27 protein-coding genes are annotated in these 25,177 nt (G+C 47.3%); 6 read left to right on the top strand and 21 right to left on the bottom strand.

The features are described 5' to 3' along the window. Positions 1–35 precede the first annotated feature (35 nt). The 10 genes from SB24_RS12005 to SB24_RS19990 form a co-directional block, all read right to left on the bottom strand. Positions 36–545 carry a hypothetical protein gene (locus SB24_RS12005; protein WP_015418379.1) on the bottom strand — a complete coding sequence of 170 codons (510 nt, stop codon included), beginning with the start codon at positions 543–545 and terminating at the stop codon, positions 36–38. A 20-nt stretch (positions 546–565) separates the two neighbouring features. Beyond that, the gene (locus SB24_RS12000; protein ID WP_039253563.1) at positions 566–2,302 is read right to left on the bottom strand and encodes a ribonuclease YeeF family protein; all 1,737 of its coding nucleotides are present in this window, start codon (positions 2,300–2,302) and stop codon (positions 566–568) included. A gap of 19 nt (positions 2,303–2,321) precedes the next feature. Then, positions 2,322–2,582: a YwqI/YxiC family protein gene (locus SB24_RS11995; RefSeq protein ID WP_007407543.1), complete on the bottom strand. Its 261-nt coding sequence runs from the start codon at positions 2,580–2,582 to the stop codon at positions 2,322–2,324. After that, on the bottom strand, positions 2,582–3,016 hold the full coding sequence (locus tag SB24_RS11990; RefSeq protein ID WP_039253558.1) for a coiled-coil domain-containing protein: 435 nt from the start codon (positions 3,014–3,016) through the stop codon (positions 2,582–2,584). The genes SB24_RS11995 and SB24_RS11990 overlap by 1 nt, the downstream gene beginning before the upstream one ends. 281 nt (positions 3,017–3,297) lie before the next feature. Next, complete coding sequence (locus tag SB24_RS11985; protein WP_039253556.1) at positions 3,298–4,086, bottom strand: YwqG family protein; 789 nt, start codon at positions 4,084–4,086, stop codon at positions 3,298–3,300. A 63-nt stretch (positions 4,087–4,149) separates the two neighbouring features. Beyond that, positions 4,150–5,475 (bottom strand): UDP-glucose dehydrogenase family protein, encoded by a 1,326-nt coding sequence (locus SB24_RS11980; protein ID WP_039253554.1) that lies wholly within the window; start codon positions 5,473–5,475, stop codon positions 4,150–4,152. Between the two features lie 199 nt (positions 5,476–5,674). Then, positions 5,675–6,439, bottom strand: coding sequence for a tyrosine-protein phosphatase (locus tag SB24_RS11975; protein ID WP_007407550.1), 765 nt, complete (start codon positions 6,437–6,439; stop codon positions 5,675–5,677). Positions 6,440–6,484: 45 nt separating this feature from the next. Further along, positions 6,485–7,174 (bottom strand): CpsD/CapB family tyrosine-protein kinase, encoded by a 690-nt coding sequence (locus tag SB24_RS11970; RefSeq protein WP_007407551.1) that lies wholly within the window; start codon positions 7,172–7,174, stop codon positions 6,485–6,487. Further along, on the bottom strand, positions 7,161–7,907 hold the full coding sequence (locus SB24_RS11965; RefSeq protein WP_007407552.1) for a protein-tyrosine kinase activator TkmA: 747 nt from the start codon (positions 7,905–7,907) through the stop codon (positions 7,161–7,163). The genes SB24_RS11970 and SB24_RS11965 overlap by 14 nt, the downstream gene beginning before the upstream one ends. 215 nt (positions 7,908–8,122) lie before the next feature. Then, the gene (locus tag SB24_RS19990) at positions 8,123–8,266 is read right to left on the bottom strand and encodes a YwzD family small protein (protein WP_003151259.1); all 144 of its coding nucleotides are present in this window, start codon (positions 8,264–8,266) and stop codon (positions 8,123–8,125) included. 203 nt (positions 8,267–8,469) lie between these two features. Here SB24_RS19990 and SB24_RS11960 point away from each other — a divergent pair, with 203 nt between their 5' ends. Next, positions 8,470–10,080 (top strand): SWIM zinc finger family protein, encoded by a 1,611-nt coding sequence (locus SB24_RS11960; RefSeq protein WP_020956456.1) that lies wholly within the window; start codon positions 8,470–8,472, stop codon positions 10,078–10,080. Then, complete coding sequence (locus SB24_RS11955; protein ID WP_039253552.1) at positions 10,067–12,841, top strand: DEAD/DEAH box helicase; 2,775 nt, start codon at positions 10,067–10,069, stop codon at positions 12,839–12,841. Before SB24_RS11960 ends, SB24_RS11955 begins: the two co-directional genes overlap by 14 nt. Positions 12,842–12,953: 112 nt before the next feature. Here the strand turns inward: SB24_RS11955 and SB24_RS11950 are convergent, their stop codons facing one another. From SB24_RS11950 to SB24_RS11935, 4 genes are all read right to left on the bottom strand, one after another. Further along, positions 12,954–13,811, bottom strand: a complete 858-nt coding sequence (locus SB24_RS11950; protein ID WP_039063770.1) for a Cof-type HAD-IIB family hydrolase — start codon at positions 13,809–13,811, stop codon at positions 12,954–12,956. Beyond that, on the bottom strand, positions 13,808–14,590 hold the full coding sequence (locus SB24_RS11945) for a transcriptional regulator GlcR (protein ID WP_039253550.1): 783 nt from the start codon (positions 14,588–14,590) through the stop codon (positions 13,808–13,810). Before SB24_RS11945 ends, SB24_RS11950 begins: the two co-directional genes overlap by 4 nt. Positions 14,591–14,798: 208 nt before the next feature. After that, positions 14,799–15,140 (bottom strand): single-stranded DNA-binding protein, encoded by a 342-nt coding sequence (locus tag SB24_RS11940; RefSeq protein ID WP_039253548.1) that lies wholly within the window; start codon positions 15,138–15,140, stop codon positions 14,799–14,801. A 97-nt stretch (positions 15,141–15,237) separates the two neighbouring features. After that, on the bottom strand, positions 15,238–15,591 hold the full coding sequence (locus SB24_RS11935; protein WP_003151247.1) for a hypothetical protein: 354 nt from the start codon (positions 15,589–15,591) through the stop codon (positions 15,238–15,240). A 172-nt stretch (positions 15,592–15,763) separates the two neighbouring features. On the opposite strand from SB24_RS11935, the gene SB24_RS11930 reads away from it, so the two are divergent. After that, positions 15,764–16,174 (top strand): YwpF-like family protein, encoded by a 411-nt coding sequence (locus SB24_RS11930; protein ID WP_012118638.1) that lies wholly within the window; start codon positions 15,764–15,766, stop codon positions 16,172–16,174. Between the two features lie 45 nt (positions 16,175–16,219). Here SB24_RS11930 and mscL read toward each other — a convergent pair whose 3' ends face one another. Further along, on the bottom strand, positions 16,220–16,615 hold the full coding sequence (mscL, locus tag SB24_RS11925) for a large conductance mechanosensitive channel protein MscL (protein WP_003151243.1): 396 nt from the start codon (positions 16,613–16,615) through the stop codon (positions 16,220–16,222). Between the two features lie 56 nt (positions 16,616–16,671). Further along, positions 16,672–17,097: a 3-hydroxyacyl-ACP dehydratase FabZ gene (fabZ, locus tag SB24_RS11920; protein WP_003151242.1), complete on the bottom strand. Its 426-nt coding sequence runs from the start codon at positions 17,095–17,097 to the stop codon at positions 16,672–16,674. 195 nt (positions 17,098–17,292) lie between these two features. On the opposite strand from fabZ, the gene SB24_RS11915 reads away from it, so the two are divergent. Then, positions 17,293–18,357 carry a tetratricopeptide repeat protein gene (locus tag SB24_RS11915; protein ID WP_007407559.1) on the top strand — a complete coding sequence of 355 codons (1,065 nt, stop codon included), beginning with the start codon at positions 17,293–17,295 and terminating at the stop codon, positions 18,355–18,357. A 17-nt stretch (positions 18,358–18,374) separates the two neighbouring features. Here SB24_RS11915 and SB24_RS11910 read toward each other — a convergent pair whose 3' ends face one another. From SB24_RS11910 to spoIIID, 4 genes are all read right to left on the bottom strand, one after another. Then, complete coding sequence (locus SB24_RS11910) at positions 18,375–19,196, bottom strand: flagellar hook-basal body protein (protein WP_032867498.1); 822 nt, start codon at positions 19,194–19,196, stop codon at positions 18,375–18,377. A gap of 24 nt (positions 19,197–19,220) precedes the next feature. Further along, a complete protein-coding gene (locus SB24_RS11905; protein WP_007614310.1) occupies positions 19,221–20,018 on the bottom strand; it encodes a flagellar hook-basal body complex protein FlhO in 798 nt (265 codons plus the stop codon). A 159-nt stretch (positions 20,019–20,177) separates the two neighbouring features. Next, positions 20,178–21,179 carry a cell shape-determining protein Mbl gene (gene mbl / locus SB24_RS11900; RefSeq protein ID WP_003151237.1) on the bottom strand — a complete coding sequence of 334 codons (1,002 nt, stop codon included), beginning with the start codon at positions 21,177–21,179 and terminating at the stop codon, positions 20,178–20,180. Positions 21,180–21,359: 180 nt separating this feature from the next. Then, entirely contained in the window at positions 21,360–21,641 is a 282-nt protein-coding gene (gene spoIIID / locus SB24_RS11895) for a sporulation transcriptional regulator SpoIIID (protein WP_003151236.1), read from the bottom strand. Positions 21,642–21,972: 331 nt separating this feature from the next. Between spoIIID and SB24_RS11890 the strand changes: the two genes are divergently transcribed. Continuing rightward, positions 21,973–22,386, top strand: coding sequence for a MarR family winged helix-turn-helix transcriptional regulator (locus SB24_RS11890; RefSeq protein ID WP_007407562.1), 414 nt, complete (start codon positions 21,973–21,975; stop codon positions 22,384–22,386). A 24-nt stretch (positions 22,387–22,410) separates the two neighbouring features. Beyond that, positions 22,411–23,607, top strand: a complete 1,197-nt coding sequence (locus SB24_RS11885; protein WP_007407563.1) for an MFS transporter — start codon at positions 22,411–22,413, stop codon at positions 23,605–23,607. A 35-nt stretch (positions 23,608–23,642) separates the two neighbouring features. On the opposite strand, the gene SB24_RS11880 is transcribed toward SB24_RS11885, so the two are convergent. Beyond that, positions 23,643–25,097 (bottom strand): NCS1 family nucleobase:cation symporter-1, encoded by a 1,455-nt coding sequence (locus SB24_RS11880; RefSeq protein ID WP_039253543.1) that lies wholly within the window; start codon positions 25,095–25,097, stop codon positions 23,643–23,645. Positions 25,098–25,177 lie beyond the last annotated feature (80 nt).

Genomic DNA, 25,177 nt, shown 5'->3' with positions numbered 1-25,177 from the left:
GGGGTCAGTCCCAATATAACTACTTGCTTTTTTAGTTAAATTTTATTACTAAAGTTAATTTCTTTTACAAGGATAGCTTCGTTTCCGTACTCTTCAATGTCGGCCTTTAGCCAACCGCTTTCCTCTTCTCTATATTTATGAAATCTAAGTGTCGCAAAACCTTCATCAATACTTATAATTACAACAAATTTATGCTCAGGAAATTTTTCTTTTAAATGTTGTTCCCAACCGTCTACTACCTGAAACGCATAAAGTGAAATCTCTTCATCAGACAAATCACTGCAGTCTAAATAATCGTTTATGCGGAGCTCATTACACGATGCTTCATACCCCGTTTTATCCCCGTACATTTTCAAAATTCTATTCCAATTTATCGTTGTATTATCAGTTAACTCATACTCTAGATCTAGAATATAGCAATCGTCTACTTTAACTATATTAGGTGAAATAATATCCTTTAATTTAGATAGGTCAACTTTATTTGCATTACTCCGATCTTCAAGTCGTTCTTTTAGTCTTTTCATATTTTTATTTGTATATTCCATATATAATCTTCACTCCTATACTAAAATACAGGATCCTCACCTAAAAATTTCAATCCCTTATTTATAGCTTTCTGAACACTCTTGTCTTTAAGTACTTTTTGAATTTTGCTAGGTGCATCTTCACCTGTTTTTTGGTCATAAAACTTTTTTGTTTCTACATCAAAATACCATTTTTTATTATTTGGCTCGTGATAGTGAATTTGACCTTCTCTTTGCCCTGGATTTGGGTTTTCAATGTCTATTCTTTCTGTCTTCCCATTTTGCCATGTTGTCTTACTTGCAATTTGAGTTCCATTTTGACCGAAAAGTTTCTTACTATTCCCGCTGCCACTACCCACCATCTTCACAATCCCAAGATCTTTCACAGCAGTCGTTTTCACATCAGCATGAATGATTGGGAAAGTTGCGCCATCCGCTGTGACAGTCTTGTGGACACGAATTTTTACATTCGTCGGTACTTTGAATTCTTTTACTTGGTCTAGAATCTTTTTTCCTTTTTCAACTATTGATGCTTGTGGCGATTTTGCAAGCGGTATGCCTTTGTTTACATGCTTCGCCAATGCACCGGCTCCAACCAAACTCAGCGCAGCTTCCAGCGCCCCTTGCTTCCGCTTCTCCTCGGACACTTTGTTTCCGAACATATCTCTGCCTGTGACGGCTTCTGAGAATCCGTTTGAGGCGACAAGGCCGTATGCGCCCATTTCTGTCATTTTGAGAATGTCTAAGGATTTTCCGGTTTTATAGGCATCTAAAGCATGTTCTGCGGCAATGACGGTTTTTCCGGTTTTGTAAATGGCTTTTCCGCCTTTGAAAGCGCGGCCCGCCCAGCCGACGACCGGTATGAATCCGGCGGCGGCCATCGCTCCTGCTGTGACGCGTTCTGCGGTGGAGAGCTTTTCTCCGGTCACCGGATCAACGCCTTCGGCTGCTCTTTTATAATCATAATAGCCGGTGACTTCGCCGGTAAAGTTGCAGATGCCGTCCCATGTTTTTTCGTACCATGGTTTATTGGCTTCTTCTTCAGCCTTTTCCTGAAGCCGTCTTGCTTCGGCCTGCTGGGCTTTTGCGTCAATATAGTCCGTTCCCTGTTTTTCTGTCGCCGTGACGCTTTTGTAGATTTCATTGCTGTGGAAGGCTTTTTTGTCATAGTACATAGGGGATGCGCTTTTCCCGTTGCTGGTGGCCTGCATGAGAACAGAATATTTGCTGAGCACGGCGTTGTCCAGAGATTCTAAGTTTTGATATTCAGCAGTCAAGGATTCATCAAGCGTATCGACTGCCGTGATCGTGTCACGTCTGGTTTTCTGGGCATCGCCCATTTTGTCAGCGTAATCATCCAGCGTATATGTGTCGAGATGAATAATATCGCTGATGCCTGACAAAATTGAATCGATTTCTGCTTTATGAGCGGAGACAATCTCTGAAGCTTTCAAATCCGCGTTGGGCAGCTCATGCTCCAAAAATGAAGTCTCCACATATGTATCGCTGAGTTCTTGATCTTTAATGTCACCTGAAATGCCATTTAAAAACGCAATTTGAGCAGAGACAAGCGTCAGCCAGCTGTCGGCGATTTCCGCTTGTCCCTGAAAAAAATCTTTTATATTGTCTGCGCCTTTCCCTTTCAAAGCATCACCCAGATCAGCCATGCCTTGAAAGGCTTGTTTGAGCGCACGCAGCTGCTCTTCAAGGGCTTCGTATTGTTTCTTTCTCTTATCTGCTTCGTCCGTTAACGATTGTGATTCAAACACTTTGCTCATCGGCAAGTCCTTTCTTTCGTTATTTTACGGCGATCGCCTCGTCCTGTTCTTTCAAAGAATCTACGTTGTCTTTAACGTCCGCGATATTCTTATGAACGGCCTGCTTGTATTCGCTGATCATCGATACAAGCTTTGCCTCGCGGGATTGGTACTTGGAGGTATAGTCGAGCTTGTTTTTTCCGTTTGAACCGGCGTTCCCGATCGAGACGGCCTCCAAAGCGCTGCTGACGGATTCAAGCTGCTTCATGACGGTTCCGTATTTGAGTTTTATTTCTGCCATTAAAACCAACTCCAGCTTCTTTTGATTGATTGTATTTTTTCTCCGACCGTGTCAAGGGCTTCTTCTCCCAGCGTCAGCAGGTGCTCTGCCTCTCTCGCAATGCTTCTGGCGGCAAGGAGCCCTCCTTTTTCAATTTCAAGCTGTGTCATCTTTAAGCCGATTCGGTAAATATAACCGTCGTATTTGTCTGTGACGATTCTGTATGCTTCTGTATGGGCCTGATCGCGCCGGTCATCAAATTCTTCAGAAAAAGTGCCGGTCCAATGATGGTCCAGGTGCGGCCTGAGGATGTCCCTGATTTCAGATACGCCCTCTTCCTGCAGAGATTCTATCTCTCTTTTCGCTTCTTTTAATTTATCAATTTGGTGTTCAACCTCGCCCAGTTTATGGCTGATCGTGCTGTTAATATGGCTTAATGTGCTTGAATGGCTCATCTGTTTTCACCTCGTCTTACGCAAAAAGTCGTACAAAAAGCACAGACTTTTCCATACTATATTTCCATATATTATATTTTAAAATAGACAGAAAGCAGCTTAAATAGGTTAAATGGCTTATTTTCAACAGCCGAGATGCTCATCATTAACGCCAAAAGACTCACATAAACGGCATATCCATTCATCGATCTCCTCTATGTATCCATGATAAATTCCCTAAAAAAAAAGGAGACAGTGATTAACCGTCTCCTTTGCCTTGTATCATGATCATCATACTGTCGTTAACTGCAGTCCCAGTTGTACAAAACGTTTGAGAAATCTTTTTTCTTCAAATCTTCCGGTCTGATAAAGAAATTGGCGATTCCCACATCTCCCCACATCGAATCAATGTCATCATCTGAATCAATTTGCAAAAGCAGAATCGTATGGTTTTGATAGGAGTAAGACCGCGGATCTTCCTGGGTGAAGGACGCATAGCCGCCGATTTTATGGCCGAATGCGTTCGCCGTATATTCGTCATACACCTCATCGTCAAACTGCTCGAAATAGTCAAAGGCATCCATCCCGGCATACTGCCTGAATTGAAAATCAGACGGGAGCACCCATTCAGCAGATAGCTCAGGGGTGATCAGCGCTTCTGATTGAATCGGAAAATCGTACTCCTCTTCAACCTGAACGAAAGAAAAATCATCCATGAGCTCCGCTTCTTCTGCTGTCACATGTTCAAAATATTTGACGCAGAAACCCGTTTGCACGCACCCGTCGTCAAAATTCAGACCGTATACGTCATCACTGACCGATATGTAAAACTGAAGAATGCCGGTGGCCGGAAAATCAGGGAGTCCGGGCATATCCGCAAAATTGATTTGAGCGAGAAGCTTCATCGGCCTGCCGCTTTCATCTTTAGGATATGGTTCATGTTTCGGAAAATAGGGGTCTCCTGCAATTTTACTGTCATACCGTCCCGTTTCAGCTTTTTTGACGTGCAGTTTGATAAAAGGCCGTGCTGACGTTTCCAGCAGATCGCGGGATGATTCCATTTGCTTCGGCAGTTTCCATGTTTTTTCCACGATTAATATCCCCTTCGTCTCTAATGATTGTATGATAAAAGGCCGGCGCGGTCCGCCGGCCTTTCAAGTGACAGAATCAGTCTGAGGCACGACGGCTCTTCTTCCGATTGAGATATATTCCACGCCCGCCTGTTCCGCTTCCTCAAGCGAGTGGCAGTTTCTCCCGTCGAAAATAACCGGGGTTTCCATCAGCTCTTTGTACGCTTCAAGCGGGAAGTGTTTAATTTGTTCCCAATCTGTCAGAATCAGGACGGCATCCGCTCCCCTGACGGCTTCTTCTATGGACTCCCGATAGGAAACTTCAGCCGGAAGCAGCCCGGAAGCCCGGAATGAAGCGATCGGATCGTACGCTGTCATCCGGGCGTCAAGAGCCGCCAGACGATCCGCAATGACAATGGACGGGGCATCCCGCATATCATCTGTATTCGGCTTAAAAGACAGCCCTAATAACGCGATTGTCTTCCCCGTCACACCGCCGAGCCTGTTCAGCACTTTATCAACCAGCATGGACTGCTGGTTATTGTTGACTTTAATGACGGACTTCAGCAATTCAAAATCATGCTCCACATGTCCCGCGATCTGCACGAGGGCGTTTGTATCCTTCGGAAAGCAGGAACCGCCGTAACCGATGCCGGCTCTTAAGAATTGATTGCCGATCCGTTTATCCAATCCCATTCCGTGTGCGACTGATTCCACATCCGCACCGACTTTTTCACATATATGAGAAATTTCATTAATAAAACTGATTTTCGCCGCTAAAAATGCGTTTGACGCATATTTGATCATCTCAGCGCTTCTGATGTCCGTATGATATACCGGAATCGCAAGCGGCGCGAAAACCCGGTCAAGCGTTTCCCGCGTCTGCCGGTCTTCAGCCCCGATCACGATGCGGTCGCCGTGAAAGGTATCGTGAATCGCCGAACCTTCACGGAGAAATTCCGGATTCGAGGCGATTGAAATGTTCACGTCCGCTTTCAGCCGTGAATGAATAACTTCGCTGATCCTGTCATTCGTTCCCACGGGAACCGTGCTTTTTGTCACGACGATCGCATCTTTAGAAATATGTTCGGCAATCCGTTCGGCGACATTTTCAATATAAGTAAGGTTTGCGTGCCCGTCTTCTTTTTGCGGCGTTCCGACCGCTATAAAAATAACGTCCGCTTCCGCAAGCCCTTTTTCGTAGCTCGTTTCAAATGCCAGCCGATGCCGGCCGATATTTCGTTTCATCATATCTTCAAGGCCCGGTTCAAAGATAGGGGACAACCCCTTTCTCATCTGCTCAACCTTACGTTCGTCAATATCTATGCATGTTACGTCATGGCCGATTTCTGAAAGAGACACTCCTGTCACAAGACCGACGTAGCCTGTTCCGATCACTGTTATTTTCATCGTGTTCCCCCAACCGTTTAGAAATTGCTGCTGGGCAGCTTACCGTTATTATCATATGATCCCGGCGCCGGCTGAATGCCGGAAGCCTGAGGTCATGATAGGAAAAAACGGCGCCGGCCGCTGATAATAGCATAAGCATAAAAGAATCATCTTGCAAAACAGCCGCTTATGCTTCATTTAAACGGGATGGAGACGACGATTAAAAAAGACCCCAGCGCTTACGGCGGGCCACAGGCAGCGGAGGTTCCTTATAAACGGCTTTGTTTTCAGCGAGAAGCGCCGCATTTTCCGTGAGCATGTAAATCAGCTCCGCCCCTGCTTCTTTTTTCAGAACGCCGAGCGCCTCCTGATAATAAAAATTTCTCGGTCCGAGATTATGGGCGTCAGATGCGAGAAAGTGGATCAAATTCGCTTCAATCAGCTGCAGCGAAAAGGATTTCGCTTTCCGCCCGAATGCTCCGGCAATGCAGCCGGCCGTCACTTGGGCGGCCGCGCCTTTCTTCACAAGACTGTATAGGACGGAAGGGTTTTCGCGAATTTCCCTGTTCCGCTCCGGATGGGCGATGACGGGGACATATCCGTTCAGCTGCAGTTCATAAAACAGCCTTTCAGCGTAGGCCGGGACATGATCCGCCGGAAATTCCGCCAGCACATACTTTGTATCATGGAGCGGGACAAGCGAGCCGCTTTGAAGACCTGCCAGCAGATCTCCGTCTGTTCTGATTTCCTGGCCGGGCAGAACAGTCAGCGGAATGCCTTCCTTATTCAAACGTTTGTTTAACAGGCTGACCGCTTCGTTGACCGTATGCCGGTCCGTGTCATAGCGGTATTTCACATGATGCGGCGTCGCGATGATCGTATCAATCCCCTGTCTGACCGCTTCTCTCGCCATCTTCAGGCTTTCTGTATCATCCGCCGCGCCGTCGTCTATGGAAGGAAGGATGTGACAATGGATATCTATCATATTTCAATCCCTCCTTAAAAAGAATGGACCGCGCCCATTATGACATTATTGTCCGTAATAGGCGTAGTCCGAATGTTTCGTTTGTTTCTTCCCGTTCATCACGGCCCCAAGGAGCTTGCACGGGCAGTAATCGAGCGCTTCTTTTGCCTTGGCCGCTTGTTCCTTGTCCGTTTTCCCGCTTGAGATCACCATAATGGCCCCGTCAGTGTAGCTGCCTAATATTTTCGTATCGGCTACGGCCAAGACGGGAGGCGTATCCAAAATCACCTTATCATAAACTTCGGCGGCTTCTGACAGAAGATCTTTCATGGCACCCGTCGATAAAAGCTCCGCCGGATTAGGCGGGATCGGCCCGCTCGTTAAAATATCCAGGTTTGCTTCATCAGCCGGCAGGACGGCTTTCTGAAACGGCATCTGTTTTAACAGCAGCGACGTTAATCCGGTTCCGTTGTCCAATTTGAAGGTGAAATGAACCGTCGGTTTGCGCAGGTCCGCATCAATTAAAAGCACTTTTTTCCCCTGCTGTGCAAATACGACGGCAAGGTTGGCCGCGGTTGTCGATTTTCCTTCTTCCGGACCGGCGGATGTGATCAAAAGGGACTTCACCTCCGTATCAACGGAAGAAAATTCAATGTTTGTGCGGATCGTGCGATATTGTTCTGAGTTGATGGATTTCGGCTCAGACATCGCAATCACGCTTCGTTTTCCGGGTTTGTCTTTTTTACGCGTCAACATGTCCGCCCCCCGCTTGTTTGGTTTCCGCCATCCTCAAGTTTTTGGCAACGCTGTCTTTAGTACTGATTGAAGTAACCGTTCCCAGGATCGGGATGCCGAGCAGCGATTCCAGCTGTTCTTCCGATTTGATCGTATTATCCAGATGTTCCAGCAAAAAGGCGAGACCGATTCCGCCCAAAAGTCCGGCGGCAAACGCAATCGCGATGTTCAGCTTACGGTTAGGCTCTGCCGGTGACTGGCTGTCCGCCGCTTCGGCCTTTGAAAGGATGCTGACATTATCCACGTTCATGATGGCGGTGATCTTGTCCTGAAAAACGGCTGCAACCGCATTTGCCATAACGGCCGCCCGCTTAGCATCCGTATCCCTCACGGCAATCGTCACGACTTGTGAATCCTGCTCGCTGGACACCGTGATTTTCGATTCCAGCTCTTTCGAAGTCATGGACAGATGCAGCTGTTTAATCACCTCATCGAGGATGACCGGACTTTTGATGATGACATTATACGTGTTGATTAATTGGAGGTTGGTTTGAACATCATTGAATTGGACTTCTTTTTGATTGTTTTTGGATTGGCTGACCAAAATTTGAGTTGAGTTTTCATAGACCGGCGTAAGAGCGAAGAAACTGATGAGTCCGCCTGCGGCAGATGCCGCCGCGGTAATAATAAGTATAAACAGCAGACGCTTTCTCAGTATTGCGAATATTTCCTTTATGCTTGTAGATTCTCCCATATAACCTCCATATCACTTTCCGCGTATTCCCATTCCCTCCAATGATCTTTTCCAATTACGATTATACAGTTTTAAACTGTCATTTCTAACCTTTTCAAATGACAAAATTCGACAAAAATAGACAATCACTTCAATCTGTTTTAATTTTGTAAGCGCTTTAAATACTGGTGTCACAGGAAGATTAAAAAATCCCGCGGCCAAGAGCCTGCGGGATTTTATGTTGCATATCCATTTTTAATATAAGAAATCAAATTCTCAAGCATTTCTTTTGTGGTCATCTCAGAGGACTGCTCACCAATGTCGTGCGCATGCATTAAAATCTTCAGAAACTCCTCTTGATCTAACTTCGTTTTCTTCATCATTCGTTTCCTTTCGGCTTCCATTAAATTGAAAACAAGATTATTATATGCTGTCGGGTGCTGTTTTGCAATCTCTAATACATCATTCGACACATTCGGGTTTTTATGTCCTTTTTTAGGAAAAACTTTTTCCGGGCCATGTGTTGCGATATAATAGAGGAATTGGAATCTTTTTATTTTGTGACTCGTTAGGAGCGATAATCATGCTTCAGGATATGATTGCTAAAGAAGATGTGCTCGCAGCGGCTGAACAGCTTAAAGAACTTCTTCCTTACAATGAAGACAATGTTCAGCTGATGAAGAAAGCACTCATTTTATATCGGCAGGATTCCGTCTATCGTATACAGGTTCAAACCCCGACAGAGATTTCCGCATATGTGCAGGATGTTGTGCCTGTAAGGGTCACGCTGAACTTATTTTTCATGGTGAAAAGCGGCTGTGCATGCCCGTCTGAGGCGATCTGCCGCCACGTGCTGGCCGTTTTTCTTTACGTATATGCCCAATTCGAGCGGGTCGGTACCTTTACCGAACATTGGCTGGAAAGAGAAAAGCTTGAGGAAAGCAGGGAGCTTGTCCGCCGGCAGTTTCAGGAAAAAGTGCTGCCGAATGAAGAGTCGCTGTCAAGCTGGCTCGCTTTTTTTGATTCGGAATTCTCGCTGTGGGAGGCGCGGACGCCGGCCGGAAGCCAGACGATGCAGGGCCTTTATTACGGCTATCTGTCAGCGCTCAAAAAACACGCCCCGAAAAAACCCGAGCTTAAAAGCTTATATCAGATTCATTCGGCGCTTGCCGTCTGGCTTCACATGTTCACTTTGATTGAGTCAGGCAGATTGGATGCCGAAAAAGATTATTACAGCATCAATCCATACGTGGAACAGCTGATGGATACGATTTATTCCTCCATTGACAGACTGAAAACGTACGCTTTGTCTTTTTCACTCGATCCCTTTTTAGACCGGACGCCCCCGGTGCTCCGCAGACTGCTTGTGAAAGAAGAGCTTTTTCAATACGAACGCCTCCGGGTATTCGGTGAAATGTGGAGCGCGCTTTTGAACCGGCCGAAATGGGTTGCGCGTGAACAGGAGATTCTCGAACAGGAAAGCGGGCGCCGTTTTTCGCCGGAAGTGCGGTTCGGACGGCTTCATCTGGCCTTTTTGCAAAAAGATGATGAAGCGGTCTTCCAAGATATGTCCCGCTTCCCTCCTGAAGCGCTGCCGTATACCTTTCAATGGCTCGGTGAACTCACCGCGAAAAAAGACTGGAAACGGCTGAAAGCTTGGTATGGCCGGATCGAACCGCTTGCCGTGAACTATACGAAGCTTGATAAGCCGTTTAAAGAAATGCGCGACATCATCGGAGAGCTGTTTGCGCTATTGGCGGATTATGCGCGGCACTCACGGGATGATCAGCTGTTTGAACGGTTTGCTTCCGGCTGCCTTCCCTATACCTTTACCGAATACAGCCAGTACCTGTACGAAAAACGGCGGTATGCGGAATGGGTGGAGATTCACAGCCTCGTCGGCTTTTCCGTCTGGGAAATTGAAAAGGACATCCTGAAGGAAATTGCCGCCAGTGATCCGGAAGCGCTCATCCCCTCCTATCACCGGGCGGCGGCCTTTTTTATCGACCAAAAAAACCGCAGCGCCTATAAAGAGGCTGCGCGCCATCTGAAAAAACTGCGGACGCTTTATAAAAAGGCAAAAAAACAGCAGGTATGGGAGCGGTATATCAGCCGGCTGAGCGCAAGCTACAAGAGGCTGCGCGCCCTTCAAGAAGAATTGCAGAAAGGAAAGTTGATTGATGGCGAGTCTTAAGGAAATTTTCATTCATGTAGAACAAATGGAAGATTGGACATTTACGCTGTCAAGCCATGATGAGAAGGAGCAGCCGCTTACTCTCAGTCAGATGAAGACTCATTTGTTCCAATGGCATGAGTCCACCTTTTACGGAACGTTTCTTGAAGACGTCAGCTTCATCGGCACTCCGGCCGTTCTGCTCAGCCCGTGGATGACCGTCGAGCTGCTCGGAAAAAACTCGTTCAATTCATTCAGCACCGTGCAGCTGACAAAGGAAACGGAACCGTTAATCGAAGCGGCTTCGACGATATACGAATTTATTGCCGACGGCGATTTTCTTCCAGATTATGAGGCTTGGCAAAATGGCGTCCTGCGCTTCAAAGACCGCGAGCTTTTGCTGGAAGGCTTTACGGCAGACTGGTTCTCAGCCGCGGTCCAGGACTACATTCAGTACAATGATGACCTGCTGGAAAAATGGCGGCGGATCGAAACCCGCTCACCGGCCGTTCATACGTTTAAAGGCTCCTTTTTGGATGAAGATGATTTTCTCGAGGGAATCGGCTGGCATGACGATCTGACGCCGTTTACCGTCGGGCTCCGATTAAACGAGCCTGATTTCGACGGTGACGACTGGAAAATCGAAATGTTTTTACGTGAGAAAAAAACCGGCTCCATCACCTTTTTTGACGGACTGAAGGGACTGAAAAAAGCGTGGCAGGGATACAGCGGAAAAATCGCGCGCGAACAGGACCGCTTCCGCAGAACGGTTCCCTGGCTTTCGTTTGATTCAGGAACGACGCTGATTTCTGAAGAAGAGGCTTGGATCTTCTTATCGGAAGCGAGTGAGACGCTTGTCGATATGGGTGTGGAGATTCTTCTCCCATCATGGTGGCAGATTGTCCGGGACAGCAATATGATGCTCAAAGCGAAAGTGTCATCCTCGCCGCGGGGCGAGTCTTTCGTCGGCATGAACGCTCTGCTTGATTTCAACTGGAGATTCGCCACAAACGGTATTGAGCTGACAGAGGATGAATTCAATGAGCTTGTCGCAAACAACAGACGTCTCGTCAACATCCGCGGCCAATGGGTGAAAATTGATCCGCAATTTATTAAACAGATGAAAAAACTGATGGAAAAAGCGGAATCTGAGGGCCTTCACATGTCCGACGTGCTGGCGCGCGAACTGATGGATCACGGGGAAAACGGAGCCGAGGACACGGACATCATTGACTCATCGGCATTTGCCGGGATCAAGATCGAATTATCAAAGCAGCTCAGAAGCCTGATCCGCAAACTGACGGAAGCCCGGGATCTGCCGGAACATGAAGTCAGCGCCGCGTTTCAGGGCCAGCTCCGCCCTTATCAGATGTACGGCATGAACTGGCTTCTGTTTTTACGGGAAAACGGCTTCGGCGCCTGTCTCGCAGATGACATGGGACTGGGAAAGACGATTCAGATGATCGCTTATTTTCTCCATGTGAAGGAAAGCGGCCGGCAAAAAGCGCCTGCCTTAATCATTGCGCCGACATCGGTGCTCGGCAACTGGCAGCGTGAGCTCCAGACCTTCGCGCCGCAGCTGAAGGCCGTGCTTCATTACGGCCCCCGCCGGCCGAAGGGGGAAGCATTTGTCCCGGCCTATCAGGACGCGGACGTCGTTCTTACTTCTTACGGCCTGTCGCACGCCGATCAGGAAGAGCTTTCTTCCGTGACATGGAGCACCATCTGCCTTGATGAAGCGCAAAATATTAAAAACGCGCATACGAAGCAGTCCCGCGCGATCAGAAAGCTGAAAGGCGTCCATCATATCGCGCTGAGCGGAACACCGATGGAAAACCGCCTGACAGAGCTTTGGTCGATCTTTGATTTTATGAACAAAGGCTATCTCGGCAGTCTGACCGGCTTTCATAAACGCTATGTGCTGCCGATTGAAAAAGACCGTGACGAAAAAAGAATCAACCAGCTTCAGCAGTTAATCCGGCCGTTTTTACTGCGCCGGACAAAACGGGATGAAGAAGTGGCGCTTAATCTTCCTGACAAGCTGGAACAAAAAGAGTTTATCCCGCTCTCAGCCGAACAGGCATCCCTTTATGAACAGCTTGTCAAAGATACATTTGAACATATGGCTTCTCTGACCGGGATGCAGCGGAAAGCGCTGATTCTGAGCATGCTCGGCCGCTTGAAGCAAATATGCGACCATCCTGCGCTCTATTTGAAGGAAGAACAGACAGAGCTGTTAAACGGGAGATCCGTCAAACTGGAAAAGCTGCTTGATTTAATGGCGGTGATCCGCGGACAAGGGGAAAGCTGCCTCATTTTCACCCAATACATTCAGATGGGCAACATGATGAAGCGCCTCCTGGAAAAAGCATTCGGAGAACCGGTTCAGTTTTTAAACGGAAGCCTATCCAAGCAGGAACGCGATTCTCTCGTCGAACGGTTCCAGAAGAAAGAATACCCGACGCTGATTTTGTCACTGAAAGCGGGCGGAACCGGCCTGAACCTGACGGCTGCCAATCATGTCATTCACTATGACAGATGGTGGAATCCGGCGGTGGAAAACCAGGCAACCGACCGCGCCTACCGAATCGGCCAGGAACGGTTCGTCCACGTTCACAAACTCATTACGACGGGAACGATTGAAGAAAAAATTGATGCCATGCTTGAAACGAAACAAACGCTGAACGATCAGATTATCCAAAGTGAAAATTGGATTACCGAGCTGTCATCCGCTGAGCTTGAAGAACTATTCACCCTCAGCGCATCGGCGCAATCACATTAAACGCAAAAAGACCGGCTCTCTCAGAAGAGCCGGTCTTTTATGTCGTCCTTACTGTTACGCCGCATTTGCCATGAATGCGTCACGCCAGTCATGAACAGTATCGCCATACCTTTCACAGTAAATTCCTGATCATATGCGCAACGCCGTTTTGATCATTTGTCAATGTAACGGCATCAGCGATCTCCTTAATATCTTCTCTCGCATTCCCCATCGCTATGCCTTTTCCGGCCGCCTGAAGCATTGAATAGTCATTTAAGCTGTCACCGACCGCGGCGGTTTCAGCCATCGGAATGCCGAGCTTTTGCGCCAGCCGTTTGAGAGCCTGCCCTTTAGAGGCGTTTCGAGACGCCAGTTCGAAGTTGTGGTCGGCAGAGCTGACAAGGGTGAGATCTTTCTGACCGCTGAATCGGTCCCAGCCCGCTTTCAGCTTCCGCTCATCAAACGAAAATCCGAGAATATTATAAAAATCCAGATGCTCTTCTTTCTCAAAGAGCTCACGGTATGAATGAATGTAAGCAAAGCCGGATTGGCTGTATTGCACTGAAGCCGCCTGTTCCAAAACGGAAAGATCGGTTTCAGGATTGGCGCTTTTCACCCGGTCCATTTCGATATCGAGCAGCTGCCTGCCGGTTTCAGGCGTATAGATGGCTTTGTTTGTAAACACCTCATAGTAATATTGATTCTCTTCAAGCCATGACAAAATGCCGCGGGCTCTTGTTTCTTCAATCGCATCACAGTGGTACAGGCTGCCGTCAGGAGCATGAATGGCGGCTCCGTTTGCGCTGATAATCCATGTTTTTATGCCGAGCGGTTCGAATATGGAGTGCACATCAAAATGCGCGCGTCCCGTGGAAACCACGATTTCAATTCCCGCTTGCCGGGCTTCCCTTAAAGCCCGCTCATTTTCATCGCTTACTTGATGACTGCTGTTCAGCAGTGTGCCGTCCAGATCTATGGCAATCAGTTTCACATGTCCTCATCCTCTTCTTCAGATTCAGTTACAAGCAATTCTACGCCGTGCCGGTCGAGCAGATCGCAAAAATCCTGATCAGGCAGCCGATTGGTAATCAGCAGGTCAATCTCATGCAGAGCTGCATACTGATAAAAACTCGTACGGCCAAGCTTGGAGTGATCGCTCAGCGCAATCACCTGTTCCGCCTGTCGGATCATTTTACGCTTTACCATGCCGTCTTCTTCATGCGGAATCGTCAGGCCGTTTTCCGAGATGCCGACAACGCCGATCAGCACCTTATCGGCGTGATAATCCCCCAGTTTTTCTACGACGGAAGCCCCGTATAAAAACCGGTGTTCCTTCTGGAGCTTTCCGCCGAGCAGGTGAATATCAATTCCCTCTTTTGCGGAAAGGATATCGGCCTGATTGATCGAATTTGTAATAACAGTGCAGCCGGTGACATTTAAATGCTCCGCGCAGGCCTGCACGGTTGTCGAAGTGTCCAGGATGATCCGGTCTCCTTTATGAATCAGGGATGCGGCCAGCTTGCCGATTTTGTTTTTCTCTTCAGAAACGGTTTTCAGCCGGCCCGAATAGCCCGGAACTTCCTGATTCACCGACGGCAGAATCGCGCCGCCCCGTGTTCTGATAATGGCCCCGCGCTCTTTCAGCTTTACAAGGTCCCTTCTTGCGGTATCTCTTGAAATATGAAGCAGCGAACATATCTGATCAGCGGTGATCCGCCGATGCTGTTTCAAATATTCCATTATCGCAATCAGTCTTTCTTCTTGATACACGTCCTCATTCCCTTTTTCGTCACTTATCTGTAAGTAATTATAAGTTTTTATCCCAATATATTCAATGTTTTTAAGTATTCATAAGCGAAATCACTTCTTTTTAACCATTTTTTAGCTCCCGCACAAAAAAACCAGTCTTTCGACTGGCGAGTGGGAAGGAGGTATTGCGGGGCCCGCTGAAAGGCGGGAAATCGAGGAAAAAAGAATGCTATTCAGCCAGCGGCTCTTTCTGTTTTTGATCCATAAACCGAACGGTATCAGCCATGACCTCGGTCACATAAACTTTTACGCCGGCTGTCTTTTCATAGCTTCTCGTCTGGATTCTGCCGCTTACACCGACCATTGACCCTTTTTGGCAGTACAATGCCGTGTTTTCAGCGTTTTTTCTCCAGATGGTGCAGTTGACGAAGTCGGTTCCGGTTTCACCCGACGCGCTTTTAAAATTGCGGTTTACCGCCAACGTAATATGTGCGACGGGAATGCCCGCTGCTGTAAAACGGAGCTCCGGGTCTTTCGTCAGCCGGCCGACAAGCATAACGTGGTTAAACAAGCCGTATCCTCCTCTCTTTTTCGAGGCTGGCTTCATTGTAGTACAAGGGCTCGTGAAAGCAAAAAGCGGATAAAGCCGTTATCCGTTCAGGCTGCTCTTATGTTTTCGTTTTTCTTTCTGATAAAAAAAACTTTTGTTTTTGGCCGCTTATGTAATATGTATTTTTGAGCAGCCGCGAGAAAAGTTTCGTTTTGAGCCAGTCTTTCTCAAACATGCGGACAAACTTTCCGCCGTCCCATGCGAACCAGTAAAAACTCAGCTTTTTATCAGTCAGTGAAAGCTGAATTTTATACTGTTCCATGCGGTCTTTTGTTTCATATAAAAAGACGACATTTCCCCTTCTGTTAAGATGCACCTCACAATCTTCCTTTTTGCATACCAAGTAGGAATGATCGTCTTTTCGCCTTGAACCGTCTTCTATATAGATTTCCTTCAGGCGCAATTGATTCATAAGCATCTCTCCATGACCATATTCTTTTACATTATAATGAAAAAATAGAAATGATTAAATGTTGACCGCCTACAAAAATGATGAAGCATGTCTTACAGCATTTTCCCGGGAAAAATGATATGTGTTATAATAAATGAACGAAAAACATGGACAACAGGGGTGAAAATAAGAGATGAAAACCTTTAAACTGGTTGATCTGAATGTGGAACGTTTAGATAAAGACGATCAGCCGATTGAGCAGTTTCCCCTTTTAGACGGATTGATTATCAATAAAGAGGACGGAGAAAATCATTGGTTAATTGAAGCACTGGTCCCGGCCGAACACTTGTCTTTTTTTGACATGCTGATGAAAAGCCAGAAAGAAGCGAAGGTGTTTGTAACGATTACGAAAAAAAGCAACCGCCCCGCCCAGCTGACGGGAAGCATCAAAAATATCGTCGAGCTGGAAAGAAGTATACAAGTTTTAATTTACGGTCAAATGGTGTCAAGAAACCACCCCGGATCAGAAAGCATTCTGGAGTCGCTCGTGAAAGAAGGCTACTCGGGCAGCCGGCTGATTGAAGCGTTTAAACAAAAATTATGATCATGAAAAAGGCCGGACGTTAATCATCCAGCCTTTTTTTGTGCCCTAGTCATTGTGAGGAGCCCGCTGTTTCAGCAGATCTCTGATTTCAGTCAGCAGTTCTGTCTGCTGATCTGTTTCCTCGGCTTCTTCAGCCTCTTCTTCTGCTTCTTTTTTACGTCTCAGCTTGCCTATTGTGCGGATCACGATAAAAATAGAAAATGAAATAATGAAGAAGTTCACAATCGTTTGAATGAAGCTTCCGTACTTGATATGAGCATCGCCGAATGTCACGGCCAGCCCTGAAAAGTCAAGACCGCCAAGAAGCAGGCCGACAAGCGGCATGATGATGTCTTCAACGAGCGACGTCACGATTTTGCCGAAAGCGCCGCCGATGACGACACCGATTGCCAGATCCATGATATTGCCCCGCATCGCAAAGCTTTTAAATTCTGACCACATTACATTCACCCCTTTCTATACAAAATGGGCTTTTTTATAAGCCCATTTGTTTGCTTTTATTCTCCGAGCGCAAAGGTTAATTCAGCTTCACACACGAGCTCGCCGTCAACTTTGGCAACGCCTTTGCCGCGTCCGATCGTACCGCGCGCGCGGGTAATATCAACCTCAAGCTCCAGCTTGTCACCCGGTTTTACCTGCTTTTTGAAACGGCAGTTATCAATCCCCGCAAAAAATGCGAGTCTGCCCCGGTTTTCTTCTTTAATCAGCATCGCAACCGCTCCGACCTGCGCCAAAGCCTCTACGATTAATACGCCCGGCATAACAGGGTATTCAGGAAAATGGCCGTTGAAAAAATCTTCATTCGCCGTCACATTTTTATATCCCGCCGCCCGTTTTCCTTCTTCGACTTCCGTAATTCTGTCTACCAGAAGAAACGGATAGCGATGGGGAATAATTTCTTTAATTTGCTGAGTATCAAGCATTCTCTTGACATCTCCTTCATCGACAATAGTATGTATAGAAGGCATATGTGGCAACCAATCTGTACATTTGGAAGTATATTATGAATCAATTTCTTTTTCAACCGCGCTGTAAACTGTAACCAGCTGGCAATGAGCCTCGTCCATTAATGTGTTATGATAAATAAAGACTTTTACCCTATGCAAAGAGGTTGGAAGATGATTGCTAAGTTTACTGAAAAACGTACGCTGGTGATGCTGAATGAGTGGTATGACGCCATGGGAAAACGCCAATTCGATCTAGCCCGTTCCCTTCACGAACAAATCAATCAGCATCTCCCCAAATTACAAAAGAATGCAAAGCTCAAACTCAGATATCAGCTGTTTTTCGCACGGTTTCAGCTGCTGTTTGAGAAAAAAGACGGTCTGAATAAGCTGTTCTGCGAGCTGAAGCGGCGCAAAGATGAGATGGATCATGAATTAACTTATTATTTCTATTTTTTCAAAGGGTTATTCCATATGGTGAATGGCGCTCCGAACCGTGCTGTCTGCCGCTTTAAAGAAGCTGAACAGTACCTGCCGGCCATTCAGGACCGTTTCGAAGCCGCTGAATTTTATTATAAAACAGCGGGTGCATATTACATGATGAAGTCGCCTGCGCTCTCCATTCAATATGTCAATAAAGCGCTGGAAATCTATCAAGATGAAGCCGGCTACATCAAAAAAACGCTCAGCTGCCGGCTGCTTCTCGCCGTGAATTATATAGACGAGGCACGCTATGACGACGCAGAACAGCTCTTCAATGAATCCATAAAGATAACGGACCGGATCAATGACAATAACCTGCTGTGCCACGCCTATTATAATTTTGGTTTTTTAAAGACCGCCCAGAAAAAAGATAAAGAGGCCCTCCCTTTTTACAAAAAGGTATTGGGCAATCAGCGTTTCGAGAAAGAGTCTCCCGTTTCCTACCTTCATTGTGTGTACGAAGCGGTCAGAGCACTTTTTAAAACCGGCTCTGCCGCCGAAGGACAAACCGTGCTGCAGAAAGGTTTATACATATCTGAAAAAGTGCAGAACAAGATTATGAAATTGAAGCTGACCGCGCTCAACATACTGTACACCGCCCAGGAGGACCCGTACGACCGATTGCAGAAGCTTGTGCTGGAGCTGCAGAAAATTGAAGCGTGGGTGGATTTGGAAGTGCTGCTTCAGGATATTACTGATTACTACAAAAAAAAGGGCGATTTTGAGAAAGCCGCATTTTTTATCATGCGCGGCTGATCAAAACGCCCCTTCTTTTATCTCACTGAGTTGATTAAGCCCAGCATTTGGTCTCCCAATGTAATCGTGCGGCTGTTCAGCTGATAGGAACGCTGAGACACGATTAAGCCGGTCATTTCTTTTGACATATCGACATTTGAACTTTCAAGCGCGCCCTGCTCCATACCGATTGCCTGCCGGTTTGCGCCGGTAAGCTCTTCAATCGCTGAAGCCCCCGCGCCGTTTACGGAAAACAGATTATCCCCTTCCGCATGAAGCGCCTGAGGATTATTGACATTGACGATGCCGAGATTAAACGTCTGCGAACGGGTTCCCGCCTGGTCCGAAGCAGTCAGCGTTCCGGTTTTGCTGATTTTCAGCTGAGTCAGCGAACTGTCAATTTGTATGGGCTGACCGTTCTCATCGAGAATGGGATTGCCTCCCGCTGTCATCAGCTGAAGCAGCCGGTCATTTCCGCCGGCCGGCTTGAGGGAAAGTGAGCCGTCCCTTGTATACACCCGCCGTCCGTCCGCTTCTGCCTGAAGATATTGATAAGGTGATGTGAACGCGATATCAAGGTCACGGTCGGTTTTTTTGATGCTTCCCTGCCCTGAGTCCAGCTGCGGAGTCATCACCGTTCCGGCGCCGAGACGCAGGCCGGGCGGCGTTTTCCGCATGTTCGGCGAATTTTCCTTTTTATCATCTATGTGGTCATACTGCTGTCTGATCAGCTCGGAAAAGCGGGAGTCCCTCGCTTTATAGCCTGTCGTATCACTGTTTGAAAGGTTGCTGCTGACTGTATCCATCTGCTGCTGAAGCTGATGTAAGGCTGTTGAAGCCGTCAGCATTGATCTGAGCATCATAATTGAATGTCCCCCATTTTGTTACACTTTGCCGATTTCATTTGCGGCTTTATCCATGCTTTTATCGTAAGCCTGAATGACTTTCTGATTGGCTTCAAATGATCTGTATGCTTCCGTCATTTCTGTATACGTGCTCGTCACGTCCACGTTTGAAAGCTCCGAGACGCCTTGCTTTAATGAATACGAGACTTGGGGATTCGCCGCCGCGCTCGGCAGTTCAGAGCCGTCGGCCGTGCTGTATAGGTCATTGCCGTCCCGTTTCAGATTGCGCACGTCTTCTTCCATTCTGATATCAATCTGCCCCGCCGGCCGGCCGTTTGTCGTGACCGTTCCGTTTTCTGATACGGTGAATTTTTCATTGTCGACTGTAATCGGCTGTCCGTTTGTTGATAACACAAGGTTTCCGTTTATCGTAAGCTGATTGTTTTCATTTAATGAGAAAGTGCTGCTTTTTGAATAGCGGACGCCGCCTGCGGTCTGCACGGGATAAAACAGCTCGGCGTTTTCATTCGTTTCGGCATTCTTGGGAACCTGATTCTCCATAAGCGCGATATCCGTCGGCTGATCGGTCGTTTTCAGGCTTCCCTGCGTAAACAACGGTTTCAGCTCCTGCATGTATACGCCTGTGTTGACGGAGCCGATTTTCGTTTTTTTGTCGCCTTCTATTCGGCTCAGAAGCATCTCGGGAAAGGCGCGGATTGAACCTTGATCCTCTTTGTACCCTGACGTATTCGCGTTTGCGATGTTATTTGACAGCATTTCCGTTCTTCTCTGCTGTGTAATCATTGCGGACGTTGCGGTATATAATCCTTTTAACAAGTCTTCCACCTCTGAAATAGCATTATTTCCAGTTGCCTCACCGGAACATTTGTTCTATAATGAAAATCAGCATTTTTTCTTATTATCGGATTTACATTCCCGTTCGTGAAGGGTTTGTCAGAAAAAAACCCCATTCTTTTTCAGAATGAGGTTTTATCATCAGCTCAGTTTGCGTTTTGGAAGCTTGTCCATGTTATCCAGCATGACGCCGGTTCCGACCGCAACACAATCCATCGGGTTCTCAGCAACAAGAACAGGCACCCTCAGCTCTTCGGCAAGAAGCTGGTCAAGCCCGTTTAACAGCGCTCCCCCGCCGGTAATGATAACGCCGCGGTCGATGATGTCAGCGGACAATTCAGGCGGTGTTCTTTCAAGAACCTGCTTGGCGGCCTGCACAATGACGGCAACTGATTCACGAAGGGCTTCTTCTACTTCTTTGCTGTTTACTGTAATCGTTCTCGGCAGACCGGAAACCATGTCACGGCCGCGGATGGTGATTTCTTCATGACGTGCGTCTGGGAAAACCGTTGCGACCTTCACCTTAATATCTTCAGCGGTACGTTCACCGATCAGCAGCTTATACTCGCGTTTGATATAATTTAAGATTTCCATGTCAAACTTGTCCCCAGCCATCTTAATAGAAGAGGAGGTGACAATATCGCCCATAGAAATAACTGCGATATCTGTCGTACCGCCTCCGATGTCAACAACCATGTTACCGCTCGGCTGGAAGATTTCCATACCCGCGCCGATAGCGGCAACTTTCGGTTCTTCTTCAAGGTACACATGCTTTCCGCCGCTTTTTTCAGCTGCTTCTTTAATCGCTTTTTGCTCAACGGATGTAATATTCGTCGGGCAGCAGATCAGCATGCGCGGTTTTGAGAAAAGTCCTTTTACATTCAGCTTATTAATGAAATGTTTCAGCATGGCTTCTGTTACTTCGAAGTCTGCGATTACGCCGTCTTTCAGCGGACGGATCGCAACAATATTCCCAGGTGTACGTCCAACCATTCGTCTGGCTTCTTCACCGACAGCCAGCACTTTGCCGCTGTTTTTATCAAGTGCCACAACGGAAGGCTCATTCAGAACAATTCCTTTTCCTTTTACATGGATCAGTACATTTGCAGTACCGAGGTCAATTCCAATATCCCTTGCAAACATCTATTTATATCCTCCTTGATATCTGTTTCACAGTAAAATATCCACATTGTGCCCTAATTATATATATTATCATAATTTATCAAAAAAAAGCTGCTGAACGATATAAGTTCTTGACAAAATTTTGCGGATATTCGCGAAACCGCCCGGGAGGAGAAAAAAGGGCCCGGCAGACGTCAGGCGCTACGGCTGCTGAACGGGCTCCCCTTCAAGAATTTCATCCTTCTTGTACTTTAATTTCGTCGCCTCTCCCCCTCTTAAATGTCTGATGGATTTATGATAATCGAGTATTTCTTTTACTTCATTCGCCAAGTCAGGATTGATTTCAGGCAGGCGCTCTGTCAGATCTTTGTGTACGGTACTTTTGGAAACACCAAACTCTTTCGCAATGACACGAACGGTTTTTTTCGTCTCCACGATATACTTACCAATCTTGATTGTTCGCTCTTTGATGTAATCGTGCACACCACTCGACCTCCCCAGTTGGATGTGAGAAGTGTGAAATGAGATCCGTATTCTGTAACAGATTCACTGATGATGCAGCTTCTTCGTTGTCCGATTATATAAGAAGGTTTTAGAAATATGCCCACGATCCCTCACCTCAAACACTCTCTTTGATAGGTTTGTAACAGTGTATTAGCAATGAATTGGGAATATGCTAAAAACTCAATAAGGACAAGGGGCGGGTCATAATTTTCTGCTTTTTGATCAGGGGGTTTACATCCGCGCGATCCTGCTGTAGAATGAAACAGCACAATTAGTTACTTAGGTAAGTTTTTTGAAAAGGAGAACGGAAATGATCCACGTCAACAGACGCCTCATTCATCAAATCAATCAATGCGCCCGCCTGATTACGAAGAAAGCCAATGAACGGCTGGAACCATTCGGCCTGTACTCCTCTCAATGGTCAATCCTATATTGCTTAAAAACGATCGGACCGATGACCCAAAAAGAAATCTGGTCCTATCTGAACGTAGAGGCGCCGACCGTTACCAGAACGATCAAACGCCTTGAAGAAAACGGCTGGATTCAGCGGGAACAGGGAGAAGACAAGCGGGAAAAGCTCGTCGTCCTGACGAAGGAAGCTGAATTGAAATACGACAGCATCAATCAAGAGATGCTGAAGTTCGAGGAAGACATGCTTGCGGATTTCCAAGATGGAGATAAGGAAGCTTTTTCTGAGTTTCTGAATGTGTTTTTAACGAAATAGAAAAGAAAGGGAAGTGCTGTACTTTTGAGTAAATCTGACTCGATCTGGACCAAAGATTTTATTATGGTCGTACTCGTGAATTTATTTGTCTTTGTGTTCTTTTATACATTTTTGGCCGTGCTGCCTATCTATATGATTCAGGAGCTTGGCGGCAGTGAATCGCAAGGAGGGCTTTTGATCAGCCTGTTCCTGTTATCTGCTATTATTACCCGTCCTTTTTCAGGGGCGATTATTGAACGGTTCGGCAAGAAAAGAATGACGATTGTATCCTTGGCGCTGTTCGCCCTGTCTTCTTATCTGTATTTGCCGCTACACAATTTCTATCTGCTGCTCGGACTGCGTTTTTTCCAAGGCATCTGGTTCAGCATTTTAACGACGGTCACGGGCGCAATTGCCGCTGACATTATTCCCGCCAAGCGGCGCGGCGAGGGGCTCGGTTATTTTGCGATGTCTATGAACCTTGCCATGGCGATCGGTCCTTTTCTCGGGCTGAGTCTTGTGAAAGTCATTTCGTTCCCGGTTTTCTTTACGATTTTTGCCGTATTTGTTTCTTTAGGCTTGCTGATTGCTTTTATGATTCGTGTGCCGGATCAAAACAACAGCGGAACGACTGTCTTCCGTTTTTCTTTCTCCGACATGTTTGAAAAAGGCGCGCTTAAAATCGCGATTGTCGGGTTGTCCATTTCTTTCTGTTATTCAAGTGTGACTTCATATTTATCCGTTTATGCCAAGACGATCCACCTGTTGGATGTCAGCGGCTATTTCTTCGTCTGTTTCGCAGTGACGATGATGGCCGCCCGTCCTTTCACAGGAAAGCTGTTTGACAGAGTGGGGCCGGGAATCGTCATCTATCCGTCGATTATCGTGTTCTCCGCGGGGCTTTGCATGCTGGCGATGACAAACAGCGCCCTCATGCTTCTCTTATCCGGTGCCGTAATCGGTCTTGGATACGGCTCTATCGTACCGTGTATGCAGACGCTGGCGATTCAGAACTCGCCCGGACACCGTTCAGGCTTTGCGACGGCTACCTTCTTCACTTTCTTTGACAGCGGGATTGCCGGCGGGTCATATGTATTCGGCCTCTTCGTCGCTTCGGCCGGATTCCATTCGATTTATCTGGCAGCGGGGCTGTTCGTCCTGATTGCTTTGCTCCTGTATGGCTGGAGCCAGAAAAAAAGAACGCCGCTTCAAGCGGACGGAAACGTTTCAATCGCAGAATGATATGACAAAAAGCCGGGGGCAGCCCCCGGCTTTTTTTATTCGGCCGCTCTTTCCCGCGCGATTCGTCTTGCCGCTTTTACATAAGGAGGATGAATATACATAAGCGCCGTATAACCGAGACATGACAAAATGACACCCGCAAACCAGGAGATATCATAGATGCCGGCGAACGCCGGGACGTACATCCCGATCAAAGAAATAAACGCGCCGAGAAAAGTCGCGGCAAAGGCCCGGTAATTATAGCCTTTGTAATAAGTGTACTGTCCGGTTTCCGAATAAAGGTCTTCAACTGAGAGCCGCCTTTTTCTGATGATAAAATAATCAGCCATCATCACCCCGGCCACCGGTCCGAGCATCCCGCCGATGAGTCCGAGAAACGCATAAACATTCGTGGCGCTCTCCATCAGCTTCCACGGTATTGTGAACAGAGCCAAAACGGCGGTCAAATACCCACCCCTCCTGAATGTAATATACTTCGGCAGGACATTCGCCAAGTCATAGGCCGGTGACACGATGTTTGCCGCCACGTTAACCGAGACGGCGGCGATGCAAAGTGTGATGACCGAAAGAGCGATAACAAAAGGATTATCAAACCGGGCCAAAATCTCCACCACATCCCAAATCGGTTCTCCGAATGCTACTTGTGATCCTGATGTCACCGTGATGCTTGCAAACGCGAACAGCGCAAACGTTCCCGGCAGCCCGTAAAACTGGCCGCGAATCTGTTCTTTTTGCGACGCGGCGAACCGGGTGAAGTCAGGGATATTCAGGATCAGCGTCGCCCATATTCCGATAATGCCCGTCACTCCGGCGGCAAACGGCCAAAACGTTTCAGAAAAGGTGTGGAACTTTCCCGGCTGTGAGTAAATCGGTCCGAGCCCGCCGGCAATATCTATCGCCCACCAGACCATGCCGCCGAAGACGAGATAAACAAGCGGGCCCGCCCACACTTCAAATTTTTTGATCGATTCCATGCCGTGCCGCAGTACAAGCAGATGAATGCCCCAAAAGAAAATGAACGACAGAAAACCCGGCAGATGAAGCCCGAGTATATTCCAATCTCCGCCGAGACTCCCCCAGTCCGGCCATATGTTCAAAAGCAGAATGTGCAAAGCCGTGCTCCCGGCAAATGTTTGAATTCCGAGCCACATGATGGCTGTAAACGCCCTGAGAAGCGCCGGAATGTTAGCCCCGTATATTCCGTAAGAAGCCCTGATAATGACCGGAAACGGCAGGCCGTATTTCGTTCCGGCATGGCCGTTCAAGGCCAAAGCGGCGAACAAAATCAGTGACGCCGTCACGATAATGGCGAGCACCTGCCACGGAGAAAGGCCGATCGCAATGAGCCCGCCCACAGTCGCGTAGGTCGGGATATTATGAATACAACCCATCCAGATGGATGCAAAATTCACCGCTTTCCATGTCCGTTCGCCGTCTTCTAAAGGCAGTAAATCTTTATTGCTTAGCCGATCACTCGTTGTTTTTTTCATTTTCTCCCTCCCACATGTACGTTTTTCTTACATCACATGTGAAAAAATATAACTGAAAATTCCGTAAATAACATTGGTCG

Source organism: Bacillus sp. Pc3, from assembly GCF_000815145.1.
Classification (GTDB): domain Bacteria; phylum Bacillota; class Bacilli; order Bacillales; family Bacillaceae; genus Bacillus; species Bacillus velezensis.
This window is presented reverse-complemented; position numbering and strand designations above follow the sequence as displayed.